Genomic DNA, 16,336 nt, shown 5'->3' with positions numbered 1-16,336 from the left:
CACGGCGCCAGTCGCACCTCCCCGGAACACCGTGCCGACGACAGACCCCCGTCGGCCTTCCGCGGAGGCCGGGGCACGAACGCCGCACTTTCCGCACCCGCTCGGCAGAGAGACACAACGATGTGCATCCATCACACGAACCGGCGTGACTTCATCAAGACGGCCGCGGCGGCCGGCGTCGCCGTCGCGGGGGTGTCGGCACTGGCCGCACCCGCCTCCGCACACGCACGGGAACAGACCGTCCGGCTCGAGAAGATCGCACTGACGAACGTCAGGATCTTCGACGGCGACCGGGTGACCTCCCCGCTCACCGTGGTCATCGACAACGGACGGATCGGCATCAGCCCCCTCGGCGCGCGTCGGATCGACTGCGGGGGCGCGGTGCTGCTTCCGGGACTGACCGACGCGCACGTCCATCTGCGGGACGTCAACACCCTGCACGCGCTGACCGGTTCCGGTGTGACCACCGCCCTCGACATGGCCTCCTTCCCGCCCTCGCTCGTCGATTCGCTGCGCGGACTGCCCGGCCTGACCGACATCCGCAGCGCGGGCGCGCCGGCGGTGGCACCCGGAAGCCCCCAGAGCCGGATCCCGACCTTCCCCGCGGACGCGGTACTGACCGGTCCCGAACAGGCCGGGCAGTTCGTCCGCTCCCGGATCGCCGAGGGCTCGGACTACATCAAGATCATCATCGATGAGCCGGGGCTCTCGCCGGAGACCGTCAAGGCGGTGACGACGGCCGCGCACTCCGCCGGCAGGCTCGTCATGGCCCACGCGACCACCACCGCCATGGTGGTGAGGGCGCTGGACGCGGGCGTCGACATGATCCACCACGTGCCGATGGACAGCGCCCTGCCGGCGTCGGTGGCCGCGCGGTACGCCTCGTCCGGCACCGTCGCGGTGCCCACCCTGACCATGATGGAGGGCTTCGGGAAGCTCGGGATCCCCGGCATGGACTACGCGGCCGCCGAGGGCAGCGTCGCCGCGCTGCGCCGCGCGGGGGCGCGGATCCTGGCGGGCACGGACGCGAACCTCACTCCGGGGATCCCGGTGCAACCGCCGTACGGCACCAGCCTGCACCACGAGCTGGAGCTCCTGGTCCGCGCGGGGCTCACCAACCGGGAGGCCCTGCGGGCCGCGACGAGCCTGCCCGCCCAGGCGTTCGGCCTGCGTGACCGCGGCGCCGTCCGCGTCGGGAACCGCGCCGACCTCGTCCTGATCGACGGCGACCCGCTCGCCGACATCACCGCGACCCGCGCCGTCCGGCGCGTCTGGGTCGGTGGCGCGGAGTACGTCCCCGCCGCCGCCTGACCCGCTCGCCCGGCACCGTTTCCCGACCGGCACCGTTTCCCGGTCGGGAAACGGTGCCGGTCCCGGCACGACGCGGTGCGCCCCGGGCCCGGTACGCCTTCGCCGTGGAGCACGGCAAGGATCCACGAGCGCCTTCGGGCGCTTCCCGTACACCCACTCAAGGAATGGCGCCATGACCTTCCCAGCTCCGACCCGTCCCGTGCACCGGCCGAGAGGTGTCACCGCCCTGCTCACCGTCCTCGCGCTGACCACGGCCACGGCCACGGCCACGGGCTGCTCGGCGTCGCCCGAGGACGGGCAGGCCGAGGACGGCACCGTGCGCGTGGCACTCGTCGACGCGGCGCCGCCGAGCCTGCCCCTCCTGGCCGAGAGGAACGGCGACTTCGCCGACCGGGGCCTCGACGTGGAGATCTCCTCGCACCCGAGCACGCGCATCGCGTCCTTCGCCGCCTCTCTCGGCTGGGAGTACGACATCGCCTGGGGCACGCCGGCCGACGTCATCGCCTCTGCCTGGCAGGGGCACGACATCACCGTGATCGCCGGCTCCTACACCGACCGCGACGAGAACCAGCAGGGCCAGATCTACGCCGCCGAGGCGGGCGCGGTCGGCTCCGTGACCGATCTGCGGGGTAAGCAGGTGGCGGTGCCCTCCTTGTCGGGCGCGCTGTTCCTGGCGGTGCTGACGTCCTTGAAGAGGGCGGGAGTGGACCCGGAGAACGTGCGTTTCGTCCAGATGCCCTTCTCCAGCATGCTCGGTGAACTCGGCTCCGGCGGGGTCGACGCCATCGCGACCGTTCAGCCGTACATGGGTGCGGTCGAGGCAGCCGGACACCGTCCGCTCGGGGATCCGTTCCTGTCGATCGACTCCCCCGCGACCGCCGGTGTGTGGATCGCGAAGCGCACGTGGGCGGAGGGGAATCCACGGAAGATCTCCTCGTTCGTCGCGGCCCTGAACTCCGCCGACCGTTGGGCGTCCTCCCACGAGAAGGAGGTGCGGGCCTTCTTGTCGTCGGCGCTGGAGGTGCCGCGCAAGGAGGCCTCGACGGCTCCGCTGCCCGACTGGGACACGTCCGTCACGCCGGAGGCACTGGCGCCCTGGATCGAGGCCATGGCGTCGTCGGGACAGGTCCACGGCTCTGTGCCGAAGGCCGAGGACCTGGTGTGGGCTTCCTCGAAGAAGTGACCGCGTGCCGTGCGGGGGTGGGCGTCGGAGCTTCGACGCCCACCCCCGCACGGCACTTCGCTTCACTGGGTGAGATCGAGTGCGGCGGCGACGATGCTGTCGGTGTCGATGCGGTGGTGGCGGTAGACCTCGTCCAGGGAGCCGGACTGGCCGAAACGGCTGACGCCCAGCCTGCGGATCGGCACCCGGTGGATGTTGGACAGGAAGGCCAGCGTGTGCGGGTGCCCGTCCAGGACGGTGACCAGGGGCGTGGCCCGCTCCGCGGGGAAGACCTGGTCCAGGATCCAGTCGGGCGCGTCGTCGTTGCCGGCGCGGGCGTCCAGGGCCTTGTAGAGCAGCCCGGGGCTGGTCACGCAGATCACGTCGGCCGGGACGCCGAGGTTCCGGAGGCGGTCCGCGGCGGCCAGGGCCTCGGTCACCATGGCGCCCATGGCGGCGATGGTGACCTTGGCGCCGTCCTGCCGGCGCAGCGGATAGGCACCGGCCACGACCTGGCGGCGACGGCGTTCCCGGGCCGCCGGGTCGGTCGGGACCCGGGCCAGGGTCTGGTCGACGGGGCGGGTGGAGAGCCGCAGGTAGGCCGAGCCTCCGTCGGGCCTGCCGAGGCGGGACAGGGCGGCGAGGAGCGTCCACTCGGTGTCGAGGGCGAAGGCGGGCTCCCAGGTCGTGCAGCCGGGTTGCTCGATGCCGAGGGAGGGGGTGGTGACGGACTGGTGCGCGCCGCCCTCGGGCGCCAGGGTGACGCCGGAGGGAGTGCCCACCAGGATCGACTGGCCGCCGGCGTACATGCCGAAGGACCAGGGCTCCAGGGCGCGGTTGACGAAGGGGTCGTACACCACGCCGATGGGCAGCAGCGGCTTCCCCCACCGGCTCCAGGTCGCGCCCAGCTCACCGAGCAGACCGACGAGGTTGGTCTCGGCGATGCCCAGTTCGATGTGCTGGCCGGTCGGGCGCTCCCGCCAGTGCAGGATGGTCTCCGCGTCGTCGGCGAACCAGTTCACGCGCTCGACGGGCGACCAGACGCCGACCTTGTTGACCCAGCCGCCCAGGTTGGTCGACGAGCTGACGTCGGGGCTGACCGTGACCACCCGGCCGGCCGCCTCGGGAGCGCTGCGGGTCAGGTCGAGCAGCGTGCGGCCGAGGGCCGCCTGGGTGGTGGCGACGCCCGTCGGGGTGCGGCCGATGTCCGTGGGGACCGCGGGGGGCGCCGCCGCGGCGACGGCGTCCCGGCGCAGCCGCGCCCCGGTCCGCGCGCAGAGGCGGGCCGCCGCCGAGTCCGGGGCGAAGCCCTCCCACGGGTTGTCGAGGTCGGCGCCCACCTCCTCCGCCAGCTGCCGCATCTGGTCCTCCGTCAGCAGCGAGGAGTGGTTCTGCGGGTGGCCCTGCGTGGGCAGGCCGTGGCCCTTGACGGTGTACGCGAAGATCACCGTGGGCCTGTGGTCGTCCACCTCGGACAGCGCGGCGTCGAGGGCGGACAGGTCGTGGCCGCCCAGGTTGCGGACCGACTCCATGAGGGTGGCGTCGTCGACCTCCGCGAGCAGTCGGACGATCGCCGGGGCTTCGGGACCGGAGCCGGGCAGCCGATCGCGCAACTCGTCGACCGGGCAGCGCAGCAGCCGCTGGTACTCGGGGTTGGGCATGTCGTCGATGCGGGCGCGCAGGACGTGCCCGCCGGGACGTGCGAACAGCTTCTCGAGCAGCGTGCCGTACTTGAGGGTGAGCACCTGCCATCCGGCCGCGGCGAACATGCCGTGCAGACGGCCGGCGGCGATGTTCGGCACGACGCGGTCGAGGGACTGCCGGTTCAGGTCGACGATCCAGACCAGTTCGCCCAGTTCGGCGACCTGCGGGTCGAGGACCGCCTCCCACACCGCGCCCTCGTCCAGCTCCGCGTCTCCCACCAGCGCGTACTGGCGGCCGGTGAAGCCGCCGTCGGTGCTCCCGTCCGTGTAGCGGCGGGCCAGGGCGCCCCAGATCGTCGCCGTGGCGCCGATGCCCACCGAACCGGTGGAGTAGTCGACCGGGTCGGGGTCCTTGGAGCGGCTCGGGTAGCTCTGGAGGCCGCCGAAGGCGCGCAGGGTGGACAGGTGGGACGCGTCCAGCTCACCGATCAGGTGGTTGACGGCGTGCAGGACCGGCGAGGCGTGCGGCTTGACCGAGACCCTGTCCTCGGGCCGCAGGTGGCGGAACCACAGGGCCGTCATGATGGACACCATCGAGGCACAGGACGCCTGGTGGCCGCCGACCTTGAGTCCCGACGGGTTGGGGCGCACGCGGTTGGCGTGGTGCACGATCGCGCTGGACAGCCACAGCACGCGGTCCTGGATCTCGTGCAGCGCGTCGAGGTCGTCGGCCGCGGGCCGCCGGGGGGCTGCTGGTGCGGTGGTCATGGCGAAACGGTCTCCTCGATCGGCACACCCGGCGCGCGGACGTGCGGCCGGCTGTGACTTGGGACGTGTCACGGCGGCACGGAGGGCGCGCCGGACGTGCTCCGTGGCGCGTCGGGCCGGCTCACGACCGGACACGGTCGGCGGCGCGGTGCCAGGGGCGGGATCGTTGCGTCGAGGAAACCACCAGGTCAGGATGGTGCACAAGAACTCGCAGGGAAATGACGCAGAATGCCCAATCACTCCTCCTCCCAGCCCCGGAAGGTGCGCACCGTGCCCAGCTCCGAGCGGATCGACCCCACCGACGCGCGCCTGCTCCTGGCGCTGACGGCCCATCCCCGGGCCACCACGGTGGCGCTGGCCGAGGCGAGCGGGTTGAGCCGCAACACCGTCCAGGCGCGTCTGGCGGCACTGGACCGCACGGGTGCCGTGGACTCCTTCGAGCGGCGCGTCGACCCGGCGGCCCTCGGCTATCCGCTGACCGCGTTCGTGACGACCCGGGTCGCGCAGCGCAGGCTGGACGAGGTCGGGCACGAACTCGCGGCGATTCCCGAGGTCCTTCAGGTGCACGGGCTGACCGGGGACACCGACCTGCTGGTCCACGTGGTCGCGACCGACGCCGAGGACCTGTACCGCGTGGCCAGCCGGATCCTCGACATCCCCGGAGTGGAGCGCACCAGTACGGCACTCGTCATGCGCCAGTTGGTCGACTACCGGATCGCCCCGCTGCTGCGCCGGTCGGCCGCGCGCTGATCGCGGACGACACGGCGAGCCCCGACGGGGCCGCAACTCCTCCGCCGCTCCGGGTAGTCACCGCCCCCTCCCCGGTGCCGGTGTCGCCGGCCTCCCCGGGTGAGCCCACCGACACCGTCGGCGCCTCCACGGCATCCGTGGCCCGTTTTCCTCGCGTGTGGACCGAGTTCCGCATCGAGGCACCCATGAAAGCCGTCGGCGGAGCGCACCGGATCCGGGCCGGCGCCCGGAGCTTTCCCCGGGACCACTCCGCCCCGTCGACCGCGCCCCGGCTCCGGGCCGCCGGGGGGCGGCGGGGACGCCTGAGCCCGGCCGGCCACCCGTTCAGAGGAAATTCGTCGGTCCACCTCCTTGCTGTTATCACATATAGCGTCCTACTGTGTGATCGGCGTCGCAGTCGGCGGGAGACGAGCGGACGTCGCGCGGGGCCGGCGGACCCGGTGGTCGGTGCGATCCCGTCGACGACGGCCGTCACCCGGTCGCCCTGCCCGCCCTCGGCCACGAGCTGTACGGGTGTACGGCGGCAGGGCTCGCCGACGACCAGAAGACCACCCCGGCCGAGCCACCGAGCCGGTCACAGCCCATCACGCGAGGAACACAGGAGCAGCTCCGTGCGCATTGCCAACCTCTCCGGCCGCCTGGCCCTCATCGTGGACGGCCGTGCCGTCGACGTCGAGGAGGCCAGCGACGGCCGCTTCGCCGCGGACCCGCAGGCCGTCTACGAGCGGTGGGAGGAGTTCCGCCGGTGGGCGGCGCAGGCCCGCCCGCCCGAGGGCGTTCCCGTGGATCCCGCCCTCCTGGGCGCCCCCGCGCCCGCCCCGCGGCAGATCGTCGCCGCCGGCCTGAACTACCGTGACCACGCGGCCGAGTCCGGGTTCGCCCTGCCCGACACCATGCCCCCGGTCTTCACCAAGTTCGCCACCAGCATCACCGGCCCCGTCACCGAGGTCGTCCTCCCGCCCGGCGGCCACACCGACTGGGAGATCGAACTCGTCGTCGTCATCGGCGTCCGCGCGCACCGCGTCTCCGCGGAGACCGCCTGGGACCACGTCGCCGGACTGACCGTGGGCCAGGACATCTCCGAGCGCATCACGCAACTCGAAGGACCGTCGCCGCAGTTCAGCCTCGGCAAGTCCTTCCCGGGCTTCGCCCCCACCGGGCCTTGGCTGGTCACGCCCGACGCGTTCGACGACCCCGACGACCTGGGACTGCGCTGCACCGTGAACGGCGAGGAGGTCCAGAAGGGCCGCACCAGCGACCTGATCTTCTCCGTGTCCGAGCTGCTCGCCCGGCTGTCCTCGGTGATTCCCCTGCTGCCCGGCGACCTCGTGTTCACCGGCACCCCGGCCGGCGTCGGCCTGGGCCGTGACCCACAGCGCTGGCTCGCCCCCGGGGACGAGCTGGTCAGCACCATCGAGGGCATCGGCGAACTGCGCCAGCGCTTCGTCGCACAGACCTGACGTCCCGGCGGCCCCGTACGCACGAGGCCGTGCACAGCCACCCGCATGAACCGTCGAACACCGAAAGCGCGGGCACAGGACCGAACCACCGACCGTGAGGACCACCACGGCCGACGCCCGCGGATTCGATCGAGGAGGATCGGATGACCGCCACACCGAAGTTCGCCCATGTCGTGTTCCAGACCAGCAACCCCACCGGCATGCGGGACTGGTACTGCGCCGTTCTCGACGGGCACGTGGTGTTCCAGAACGACCGCCTGTGCTTCATCACCTACGACGAGGAGCACCACCGCGTCGCCCTGCTCACCCCGCCGGTCCCCCTGGAGCGCAGGTCGCCCACGACGGCCGCGGCCCACCACGTCGCCTACACCTTCGACCACCTCGACGACCTCCTCGCCCGCTACGAGCTGCTGCGCGGCAGGGGCGTCACCCCTGCGGTGTGCATCGCCCACGGCGTCACCACGTCGATGTACTACCAGGACCCGGACGGCGGTTTCGTCGAGATGCAGATCGACAACTTCGCCGACCCGGACGAGGCCACCGGCTACATGAACGGGCCGGAGTACAGCGCCGACGCCGTCGGTCCCGCCTTCGACCCCGAGGCCATGCTCGACGCCCGCCGCTCCGGGGCGGGCGTCGAGGAACTGATCCACCGGTCCTGGGCCCTGAAGAGCGACCTGCCCGACCCGATGCTGGTCCTCACCGGAGCCGTCTGAGCACGGGACGGGGCCGAGACGTCGGGCCAGGGGTGCCGGGACGGGGCCGGCACCCCTTCGGCGCGTCGCCACCCCTCCTTCGACAACGGTCAATCCACCCGGCCGCCCGCCCGTATCCACCCACAGGGGAATCCTTGAGCACCTCCAGCCACCACGACGACGCCGACTGCTTCATGTGCGGCCTGGAACAGAACGAAGACGCCAACGTCGTCTTCCGTGACTCCCTCTGGTCGGGAGAGACGGTCCCCGGTTACGACGTGCCCGGCTGGTTCGTCCTGCGGGTCCGCCGGCACGCCGAGCGCATCACCGGGCTCGACGAGGACGAGCTGGCCTCGTTCGGCCGCCGCGCGCGCGACCTGGTCGCCGCGATCACCGAGGCGACCGGCGCGCCCGCGACCTACCTGATGGTCTTCGGCGAGAACCATCCGCACTTCCACGCGCTCGTCACGGCTCGCGGTGAGGACGTCCCCGCGGACCGGCGCAGCGGAAACATCCTGCGGCTCCGGGCCGAGCACGCCGACCCGGAGGCCGCCGCCCGCCTGGTGCCGGCGGTGCGCCGTGCCTATGAGCGACTCGCAAGCAGCGACACCCACCCGCTCCCGGCTTGATCACAGAGAAGCCTCGGCGTCACGGCGCCGGTCGGGGGTGAGCAGGTAGGCGATCGCCATGTCACCGAGTTCATCGGCGTACCTGCGTCTGGTCGCCTCGTCGGTGACGGCATCGGGGCGTACGGAGTTGTGGAAACAGGCGCCGAGGAGGGCGCGGGCCACGGCGTCGAGTGCCTGCTGGGGCTCGGAGCGGCGGATCCGGTCGGTGTAGGGGCGGGCCGCTTCGAGCAGGAGGCGGTGGAGTTCGGTGATGGTGCGGGCTCCGCGGTCCAGTGACCCGGCCCCGCGCGTGCGCAGCAGCTCGGGGAAGAGGCTGCTGTTGTCGGCGAAGGACTGCAGCAGGGCGTGCGCGTAGGCGTTCATGACGCCGGAGAGCGAGGGCTCGGCCGCGCGCAGCCGCTCGGCCACGTACTCTTCGCGGCGTTCCAGCATTCGTTCGGTCAGGGCGCCGACGAGCTGTTCTTTGTCCTCGAAGCGGCGGTAGATCGTCCCGACGGCAACGCCGGCGCGGTGTGCGACACCGGCGATCGTCATCTCCTCCAGGCCGGAGTCGGAGACGATCTCCTCGGCCGCTCGCAGCACACGGGCCAGGGTCGCGGCACTACGGGCCTGTCGGGGCTCCCGGTGGGCCGCCGGGCGCTCCGGCTCTTCGCTCATGCCTCGCATGCTATCCGTGACGTTCTCCACCGGATCCTTTGACAACCGGCGCACCCATCGGCGTACCCTCATGATGTGAACGCGAATTCACATTCACATTCTATCGGAGGTCCGACCATGACCGACAACCAGACTTCCCGGCCCGTCACCGTGACGCTCGCGTCCGGACCCGCCGGCACCGGGAGCATCGACGACTTCGAGCTCTTCTACGCCCGTCGCGCCGTGGACCGCTTCCGTACGCTGCTGGGCCGCCGGGGAATGCTCGACCTCCTGGCCGCGGACATCGAGGAGGGCAACGCCTTCCTGCGCGAGAACGCCCTCGCCTCCGGCGGCGTCTTCAAGGGGGGCACCACCGTGCTCGCGGCGCAGGGCCTGACCTCGGGGGAGTTCCTGGCCTGGATGGACAGGGCCTTCGCCGGCGACGAGAAGCCGCTTCTCGCGGCGCACCCCGAGCACTACGTGATGGGCACGGACGAGATCGGCGCGCGCGTGGTGGAGAACATCGGCCCCCACGTCGCCTCCTTCTACATGGGCGGCTGGGGCACCGACGCGCTGGACTGGGCCGAGGACGCGGACGAACTCCTCCCGGAGGCGGAGTTCCCGCGCAAGATGTCCTCGAACCTCTTCCTGGCCGACGGCACCGTCGTCGGACGGGCGCTGATCCAGTTCGGCGACACCGCCGACGGCTTCACGGCGCACCTGACGGTCTACTTCCCCGTCACCTGCCCGGAAGAGGTCCTGGACCACCACCTGCGGCACTACGCCGTCGAGTTCCGCAACTGGATCGTCGCCGCCGCGGCCGCCCGCGCCTGAGGCCCTCCGCCGGACGCCGGGACCGTCCCGGCTTCCGGTGCGCGGAAGCCGTCGGGCCTCCCACCCGCGTGCGCCGCGTCCGTCACGGGACGCAAGCCGGCCTCGGTCGTCCCGGACGCACGTGAAGCGAGGCCACGGCGCCCGCCCCGACCCACCGGTTCCGACATGCCGCCCCGGCCGCGAGGCAGGGCAGCCTCGGACAGGTCGCGGCCGGGGCGGGGTCGGGGGGCGGGTCCGGAGGACGCGCCGGTCGGTTCCGCCGGCCCGGTGGCTGTCCGGGATACGGGGCCGGCGGAAGTGGGGGCTCACCGTGGCGGAGCGTCCCGGAGGAGGCGGACGGGCGCCGCGGTGGCGGCGGCGACCTGTCCCGGGGCGACGCCGGGGGCCGTCTCCACCAGGACGAGTCCGCGGTCGGTGACGTCGAGGACGGCGAGGTCGGTGATGATCCGGTGGACGCAGGAGCGTCCGGTCAGCGGAAGGGTGCACTCGGGGACGATCTTCGGACTGCCGTCCCTCGCGGTGTGCTCCATGAGGACGATGACGCGGCGGGCCCCGTGCACGAGGTCCATCGCCCCGCCCATGCCCTTCACCATCTTTCCGGGAATCATCCAGTTGGCGAGGTCGCCCGCCGAGGAGACCTGCATGGCGCCGAGGACCGCGGTGTCGACGTGACCGCCGCGGATCATGCCGAAGGACAGCGCGGAGTCGAAGTAGCTCGCCCCCGCCAGTACCGTCACGGTCTCCTTGCCGGCGTTGATCAGGTCCGGGTCCACGGCGTCCTCGGACGGGTAGGGGCCGGTGCCCAGGATGCCGTTCTCCGACTGGAGGACCACGTGCACGCCCTCGGGCACGAAACCGGGGACGAGGGTGGGCAGTCCGATGCCGAGGTTGACGTAGTCGCCGTCGCTCAGTTCGGCCGCCGCCCGGGCGGCCATCTCGTTCCTGGTCCAGGGCATCAGCCGGACACCGCCTCTCGTGTCGCGGGCACGGAGACCGTGCGCCGTTCGATCCGCTTGTCGGCCGCCTGCCGGGGCGTGAGGCCCACGACGCGCTGCACGAACACGCCGGGCAGGTGGATCTCGTCCGGGCCGAGGACGCCGGGTTCGACCAGCTCTTCGACCTCGGCGACGGTCACGCGGCCGGCCATGGCGGCGAGCGGGTTGAAGTTGCGGGCGGACTTGTCGAAGACGAGGTTGCCGTACCGGTCCCCGCGTGCCGCCCGGACCAGGGCGAAGTCGCAGGTGATGGCCTCCTCCAGGACGAAGTCGCGGTCGCCGAAGGCGCGGGTCTCCTTGGCCGGCGAGGCGACGGCGACGCCGCCGACGGAGTCGTGGCGCCAGGGGATGCCGCCGTCGGCGAGCGGGGTGCCCACGCCCGCGGGGGTGTAGAACGCGGGGATGCCGCAGCCCCCGGCGCGCAGGCGTTCGGCGAGGGTGCCCTGGGGGACGAGTTCCACTTCGAGTTCGCCGCTGAGGTACTGGCGGGCGAACTCCTTGTTCTCGCCGACGTACGAGCCGGTGACACGGGCGATGCGTCCGGCGCCCAGCAGGATGCCGAGGCCGTGGTCGTCGGTGCCGCAGTTGTTGGAGACCACGCGCAGCCCGCCGGCGCCCTGCGCGTGCAGGGCCGAGACGAGGGTGCTCGGGATGCCGCACAGGCCGAATCCGCCGACGGCGAGGGAGGCGCCGTCGCCTATGTCGGCCACGGCGGCGGCCGCGGAGGGCGATGTCTTGTCCATGAACGTCCTTGGGGGTCTTCGCGAGGTGCGTTTCGCGCGGGGCGGCTTGTGCGGGGTTCCGCCGGTTCAGGCGGTCACCGCTCGCCGGCGGCCCTGAGCGGCTCGGGGGCCGGGATCCGCTCGGCGGTCACGACGGGGTGCCGCAGCTGTTCGCGCAGCTGCCCGACCAGCTCGCGCAGTCCCCGCGCGTCGGCGGCGGCGCCGAACAGGTAGAAGTCCGGCCGGACGAGGGCGGCGACGTGCCCCCGTTCGCGCAGGTGGGACAGGTAGCCGTCGGACGCGTCGAGATAGCCCTCGGGCGGGGCGTCCTCCGAGTACAGCGGCACGAGGCGCGCGCCGATGCCGGCGAGGAAGTCGTGGTCGGCGGTTTCCAGGGCGTCGAGCGGTCCCGGCCCGTCCGCCAGGATCGTGAACCCGCCGCCGGTGAGGTCGTCGAGGAGTGCGGTACGGCCCCGGTGGGTGACCTCGTACTGCGGGGTGAGGTGGCCGGTGTCCGGCGCCCGGCTGCCGTCGGGGCCGCGCTGGAGGATTCCGTCGCCCAGGACGGGAGGCGGGGTGGGCGGCAGTGCGTGCCGGGGATCGGCGCCGGCGGCGATCATCCGGGCGTCGCGTGAGGCGGCGGCTTCGGGGTCGAGGACGCAGATGACCTGGCCGAGGGCCATGGACATGCCGATGGCGTGCTGGACGTGCTCGCTGCGCTCGGAGGTGTAGGTGTCGAGGAGCGCGGGGTCGGCCCGGCCGTCGAGCACGAGGTCCAGCTTCCAGGCCAGGTTGACGGCGTCGCGCAGGCCGGAGCACATGCCCTGCCCGGCGAACGGCGGCATCTGGTGGGCGGCGTCACCGGCGAGGACCAGCCGGCCCTCGCGCCAGCGGTCCACCCAGCGGGCCTGGAAGGTGTAGACCGCGTGCCGTTCGATGGTGGTGTTGTCCGGGGTGCGTCCCCAGGGTTCGAGCAGGCGCCAGGCCGCGTCCGGCGTCCTGAGCTCCTCGACGCTCTCGTGCGGCAGACGCATGAACTCCCAGCGGCGCCTGCCCGGACCGCCCGAGACGATCGTGGTCGGCCGCCGCGGGTCGCACAGCTGCCAGTTCTTGGGCGACCATTCGGTCCGGTCGTGCGGGATCGTGTCGACGACCAGCCAGTCGTAGAAGAAGCCGAGGTCGGTGACGGAGGTGGTCATGGTGGAGCGGACGAAGCTGTTGGCCCCGTCGGCACCGACGACGTAACGGGCCCGGACCTCCTCGCCGTCGTCTCCTGCGGTGGTCAACAGGACGGATTCGCCCTCGGGTCGCAGGCCGACGACCTCGCAGCCGCGGCGCACGGTGACCGTGGCCCGGCTCTCGGCGGCTCCGGCGAGGACGGCTTCCAGCCGCGGCTGGCTGAAGAAGTTGGCGGTGGGCCAGCCGGAGGGGCCGTTGCCGGACCAGTCGATGCGTACCAGGGGTTCGCCGGCCGCGTTGCGCCACTCGTAGTGGTCGTGCACCGGGTCGGTGACCGCGCGCACCTCCTCCCCCACTCCCCCGGCCTGGAAGATGCGGCCGATCTCGTGGTCGAAGTGCGCGGCGCGCGGCAGGGGGTAGGGATCGGGCCAGCGCTCCAGGGCGACGACGTCGCGTCCGGCCCGGCCCAGGAGCAGGGCCAGCATCTGGCCGACGGGGCCGAAGCCGACGATCGCGACGTCGTGCACCTTCGGGGAATCGCGGTGCGTCTTCGGAGGATTACCGCTCACTGCTCCGCCTCGATTCGCTGTGGGTGCCCGTCATCAGGGCGGCGAGGTCCTCGGGGGCGAGGAAGGAGGGCGGGGGCGGCGGGCCCCAGTTGAAGAGGCCCTTGGCGCCCTCCAGGACCTCCGGCGTCCACAGCTGGTCGTCGACGACGCAGTCCATGTCGGAGTAGTACTCGCTGAAGTTGCCGGCCGGGTCCTTGAGGTACCAGAAGAAGTTGGAGCCCGCGTGGTGGCGCCCCAGGCCCCAGACGTGCCGTTCGGGATGGTCCTCCAGCATGGCGGTGGCGCCGCGGCCGACCTCGTCGATGTCGTCCACCTGCCAGGAGGAGTGGTGCAGGAAGGCGACCGGCGCGGCGAGGACCAGGACGTTGTGGTGGTCGGTGGAGCAGCGCAGGAACGCCCCGTGGTCCTTGATGTAGTCCGACGCCTTGAATCCGAGGCCGTCGCGGAAGAACGCGGTCGTGGCGTCGAAGTCGGTGGTGCCGACGACCGCGTGGCCCAGCTTGCGCGGTCGCACCCCTTCGGTGCGCAGGACGCCGGGCGCCCGTGAGCCGGCGCGCTCGATCCGGCCGGGGCCGTTGTGGACGGGGGCCGCCACCGGGTCCTGGAGCACGCGGGGGGTGACCTCCAGGACGGCCCGGACGGCGGTGGTCCTGTCGTACGCGGTGAGCGTCCCCGCTCCGGGGGTGCTCTCGACGCCGAGCCGCTCCAGGCGGGAGGCCGCCGCCGCGAGGTCGTCGGGCGTGTCGACGCCGACGCGGACCTCCACCAGGCGGCGGGTCGGCGCGTGGACGATGCGGAGCTGGCGTCCGGCGTCCCGGGTGGTGAACCAGCCGTCGCCGTCCGGGGTGAGGCCGAAGTCGGTGTAGTAGGCGGCGGTCTCGGCGACGTTGGGGACCCCCATGGTGAGGGAGGTCAGACGGTGCAGTGCCATGGGAATTCTCGACTCCTTCGTCCGTCGGTCCAGTCTGCTCAGGCGACGAAGGTCTGCCGCAGTTCGCCGATGCCCTCGACGGAACTGACGAGCACGTCACCGGCGGTGAGGAAGCGCCGCGGCTCGCGTCCGATGCCGACGCCGGCCGGGGTGCCGGTGAAGACGACGTCTCCGGGCAGGAGCGGCAGCACCGCGGACAGCCGGGCGATCAGGGCGGGCACGGAGAAGATCAGGTCGCTGGTGCGGCCCTTCTGGACCTCCTCGCCGTTGACGGCGCAGCGCAGTTCGAGGTCGTCGGGGTCGTCGAACTCGTCCGGCGTGACCAGCCAGGGCCCGATGGGGGCGAATCCGGGGTGGGACTTGCCCAGGCTGAACTGGGGCGCCGGTCCGGACAGTTGGAGTACGCGCTCGGAGATGTCCTGTCCGACCGCGAGACCGGCGACATGACTCCAGGCGTCGGCCTCGTGGACGCCCTCGGCACGGCGGCCGACGACGGCGACCAGTTCGACCTCCCAGTCGGTGTCGCCGCCCGTGGGCAGCTTCACCTCGGTGACGGGTCCGGTGATGCCGGTGACGAACTTGGTGAAGACGGGAGGGAGTCCCCCGGGCACCGCGAAGCCGGATTCGGCGGCGTGGTCCCGGTAGTTCAGGCCGATCGCCAGCGTCTGCCGCGGCGCCGGGGCCGGGGAGCCCAGTTCGACCGGGTCGAGCGCCGTCCCCGCGGGGAGGTCGGCGTCGGCGGCCCAGGAACGGAACTCCTCCCACCGCTCGTAGACGGCCTGCGGGTCGGCGGAGAAGCGGCCGCCGCTGGCCTTCTCGACGTCCACGGCGCGGCCGTCGACGACGAGGGCCAGGCGGCCGGAGAGGTTGGCGATGCGCATGTCGTGTCTCCCGGACAGGGATGGGAGCGGAGCCCCGGCGCCTCTTCGGCGGGGACGACCGCTCAGCCGCTGAAGAGACGGTGAGGGCCGCCCGTCGGCTTCGACGGGCTCGCTCCTTCGCCAGCAATTCAGCATGATGATTACCCTGATATTGCGCCGGGGTGTCCACAGCGTCAAGGGGGTCGGGCAAAATGAGCATGATGAATAGGGCGACCGAGGAGACGACGTGAGTGCCACCCCCGACAGAGCCCCGCGGCACAAGGCGCCGGAAGCGGCTCCGGCCCCCGGCCGGGCCGGAACCGATCCGCGCCCGAGCGGGCTCGCCGACGAGGGCCCGCCGTCGGCCCGCGGCGGCCGGGGTCCCGACGCCCCTCCCCGGCAGACGCCCTCGGGGCGGGCCGAGCACGCGGCGGAGAAGGTCACGGAGCTGATCGAGAGCGTGCCGCCCGGATCGCGTCTGGGCACCAAGGAGACCCTGCGGACCTTGTGCGGGGTGTCCGTGGGCACGTTCAACGAGGCGCTGCGCCTCCTGCAGGCGCGCGGCCTGGTCACCGTGAAGCCCGGGCCGGGCGGCGGCCTGTTCAGCGCCGAGCAGTCTCCGATGGTCCGCCTCGGCAACTCCGTCCTCGCCCTTGACGCGCGGGCGAACGACGTCGCCGACGCCGTGCGCATCCGCGACGCCCTCGACCCGCTCCTGATCGAGGACGCCCTCTGGCACGCCTCGCCCGCCGACGTCGCGGGACTGCGCCGCCACATCACCGCCATGGAGCACGCCGTGGAGGCCGCGGATCCCGTGGCCTTCGTGCACGCCAACTGGCGCCTGCACGCCGCCATCGCCGCGATCAGCCCGAACGCGCTGCTCAGCTCGCTGTACACCCACCTGCTCGACCTGATCGAGAGCCACACGCTGACGGTCCTGCCCACCGGCGAGCAGCCGCTGGGCGAGTACGTAGCGCACCGGCACGAACTCCACCGCGACCTGGTCGACGCCCTGGACCGGAGGGACCGTGACGAGGCACTCCGGTTGATCCGCGAACACAACACCGGCCTCCGGGCAGCCGGAGACCCCGACGCGGAGCACTGACGGGTTCGCGAGCCGGGTGAAGCGGTCCGCGGGCCCGTGCCGGCCGGCCCGCGGACGTGGACCGCGACGTCTCGACCGGCACGGGCG

General features: G+C 72.5%; 15 protein-coding genes. 8 read left to right on the top strand and 7 right to left on the bottom strand.

The window, feature by feature from the left end:
• The first annotated feature begins 120 nt into the window (after nt 1-120).
• On the top strand, nt 121-1,311 hold the full coding sequence (locus ACIP5O_RS21455) for an amidohydrolase family protein (RefSeq protein WP_401295552.1): 1,191 nt from the start codon (nt 121-123) through the stop codon (nt 1,309-1,311).
• 172 nt (nt 1,312-1,483) lie between these two features.
• A complete protein-coding gene (locus ACIP5O_RS21450) occupies nt 1,484-2,494 on the top strand; it encodes an ABC transporter substrate-binding protein (protein ID WP_401295550.1) in 1,011 nt (336 codons plus the stop codon).
• A gap of 62 nt (nt 2,495-2,556) precedes the next feature.
• Here the strand turns inward: ACIP5O_RS21450 and ACIP5O_RS21445 are convergent, their stop codons facing one another.
• On the bottom strand, nt 2,557-4,884 hold the full coding sequence (locus tag ACIP5O_RS21445) for a transketolase-like TK C-terminal-containing protein (RefSeq protein WP_401295548.1): 2,328 nt from the start codon (nt 4,882-4,884) through the stop codon (nt 2,557-2,559).
• Nucleotides 4,885-5,112: 228 nt separating this feature from the next.
• Between ACIP5O_RS21445 and ACIP5O_RS21440 the strand changes: the two genes are divergently transcribed.
• The 4 genes from ACIP5O_RS21440 (at nt 5,113) to ACIP5O_RS21425 (ending at nt 8,418) form a co-directional block, all read left to right on the top strand.
• Nucleotides 5,113-5,634 carry an Lrp/AsnC family transcriptional regulator gene (locus ACIP5O_RS21440; RefSeq protein ID WP_401295546.1) on the top strand — a complete coding sequence of 174 codons (522 nt, stop codon included), beginning with the start codon at nt 5,113-5,115 and terminating at the stop codon, nt 5,632-5,634.
• A gap of 611 nt (nt 5,635-6,245) precedes the next feature.
• A complete protein-coding gene (locus ACIP5O_RS21435; RefSeq protein WP_401295544.1) occupies nt 6,246-7,094 on the top strand; it encodes a fumarylacetoacetate hydrolase family protein in 849 nt (282 codons plus the stop codon).
• A 143-nt stretch (nt 7,095-7,237) separates the two neighbouring features.
• Nucleotides 7,238-7,810: a VOC family protein gene (locus ACIP5O_RS21430; RefSeq protein ID WP_401295542.1), complete on the top strand. Its 573-nt coding sequence runs from the start codon at nt 7,238-7,240 to the stop codon at nt 7,808-7,810.
• Between the two features lie 134 nt (nt 7,811-7,944).
• Nucleotides 7,945-8,418, top strand: coding sequence for a hypothetical protein (locus ACIP5O_RS21425; RefSeq protein ID WP_401295540.1), 474 nt, complete (start codon nt 7,945-7,947; stop codon nt 8,416-8,418).
• On the opposite strand, the gene ACIP5O_RS21420 is transcribed toward ACIP5O_RS21425, so the two are convergent.
• Nucleotides 8,419-9,075, bottom strand: coding sequence for a TetR/AcrR family transcriptional regulator (locus tag ACIP5O_RS21420; RefSeq protein ID WP_401295538.1), 657 nt, complete (start codon nt 9,073-9,075; stop codon nt 8,419-8,421).
• 117 nt (nt 9,076-9,192) lie between these two features.
• Here ACIP5O_RS21420 and ACIP5O_RS21415 point away from each other — a divergent pair, with 117 nt between their 5' ends.
• Complete coding sequence (locus ACIP5O_RS21415; RefSeq protein WP_401295536.1) at nt 9,193-9,888, top strand: hypothetical protein; 696 nt, start codon at nt 9,193-9,195, stop codon at nt 9,886-9,888.
• A 305-nt stretch (nt 9,889-10,193) separates the two neighbouring features.
• On the opposite strand, the gene ACIP5O_RS21410 is transcribed toward ACIP5O_RS21415, so the two are convergent.
• The 5 genes from ACIP5O_RS21410 to ACIP5O_RS21390 form a co-directional block, all read right to left on the bottom strand.
• Nucleotides 10,194-10,844 carry a CoA transferase subunit B gene (locus ACIP5O_RS21410; RefSeq protein WP_401295534.1) on the bottom strand — a complete coding sequence of 217 codons (651 nt, stop codon included), beginning with the start codon at nt 10,842-10,844 and terminating at the stop codon, nt 10,194-10,196.
• Nucleotides 10,844-11,626, bottom strand: a complete 783-nt coding sequence (locus ACIP5O_RS21405; protein ID WP_401295532.1) for a CoA transferase subunit A — start codon at nt 11,624-11,626, stop codon at nt 10,844-10,846. The genes ACIP5O_RS21410 and ACIP5O_RS21405 overlap by 1 nt, the downstream gene beginning before the upstream one ends.
• 74 nt (nt 11,627-11,700) lie before the next feature.
• The gene (locus ACIP5O_RS21400) at nt 11,701-13,353 is read right to left on the bottom strand and encodes a bifunctional 3-(3-hydroxy-phenyl)propionate/3-hydroxycinnamic acid hydroxylase (RefSeq protein WP_401295530.1); all 1,653 of its coding nucleotides are present in this window, start codon (nt 13,351-13,353) and stop codon (nt 11,701-11,703) included.
• The gene (locus ACIP5O_RS21395; protein WP_401295528.1) at nt 13,343-14,284 is read right to left on the bottom strand and encodes a VOC family protein; all 942 of its coding nucleotides are present in this window, start codon (nt 14,282-14,284) and stop codon (nt 13,343-13,345) included. Before ACIP5O_RS21395 ends, ACIP5O_RS21400 begins: the two co-directional genes overlap by 11 nt.
• Nucleotides 14,285-14,322: 38 nt before the next feature.
• Nucleotides 14,323-15,165 carry a fumarylacetoacetate hydrolase family protein gene (locus tag ACIP5O_RS21390; RefSeq protein WP_401295526.1) on the bottom strand — a complete coding sequence of 281 codons (843 nt, stop codon included), beginning with the start codon at nt 15,163-15,165 and terminating at the stop codon, nt 14,323-14,325.
• Between the two features lie 226 nt (nt 15,166-15,391).
• On the opposite strand from ACIP5O_RS21390, the gene ACIP5O_RS21385 reads away from it, so the two are divergent.
• A complete protein-coding gene (locus ACIP5O_RS21385; RefSeq protein ID WP_401295524.1) occupies nt 15,392-16,249 on the top strand; it encodes a FadR/GntR family transcriptional regulator in 858 nt (285 codons plus the stop codon).
• Nucleotides 16,250-16,336: the final 87 nt, after the last annotated feature.

Source organism: Streptomyces sp. NPDC088915, from assembly GCF_044749825.1.
Taxonomy (GTDB): Bacteria; Actinomycetota; Actinomycetes; order Streptomycetales; family Streptomycetaceae; genus Streptomyces.
This window is presented reverse-complemented; position numbering and strand designations above follow the sequence as displayed.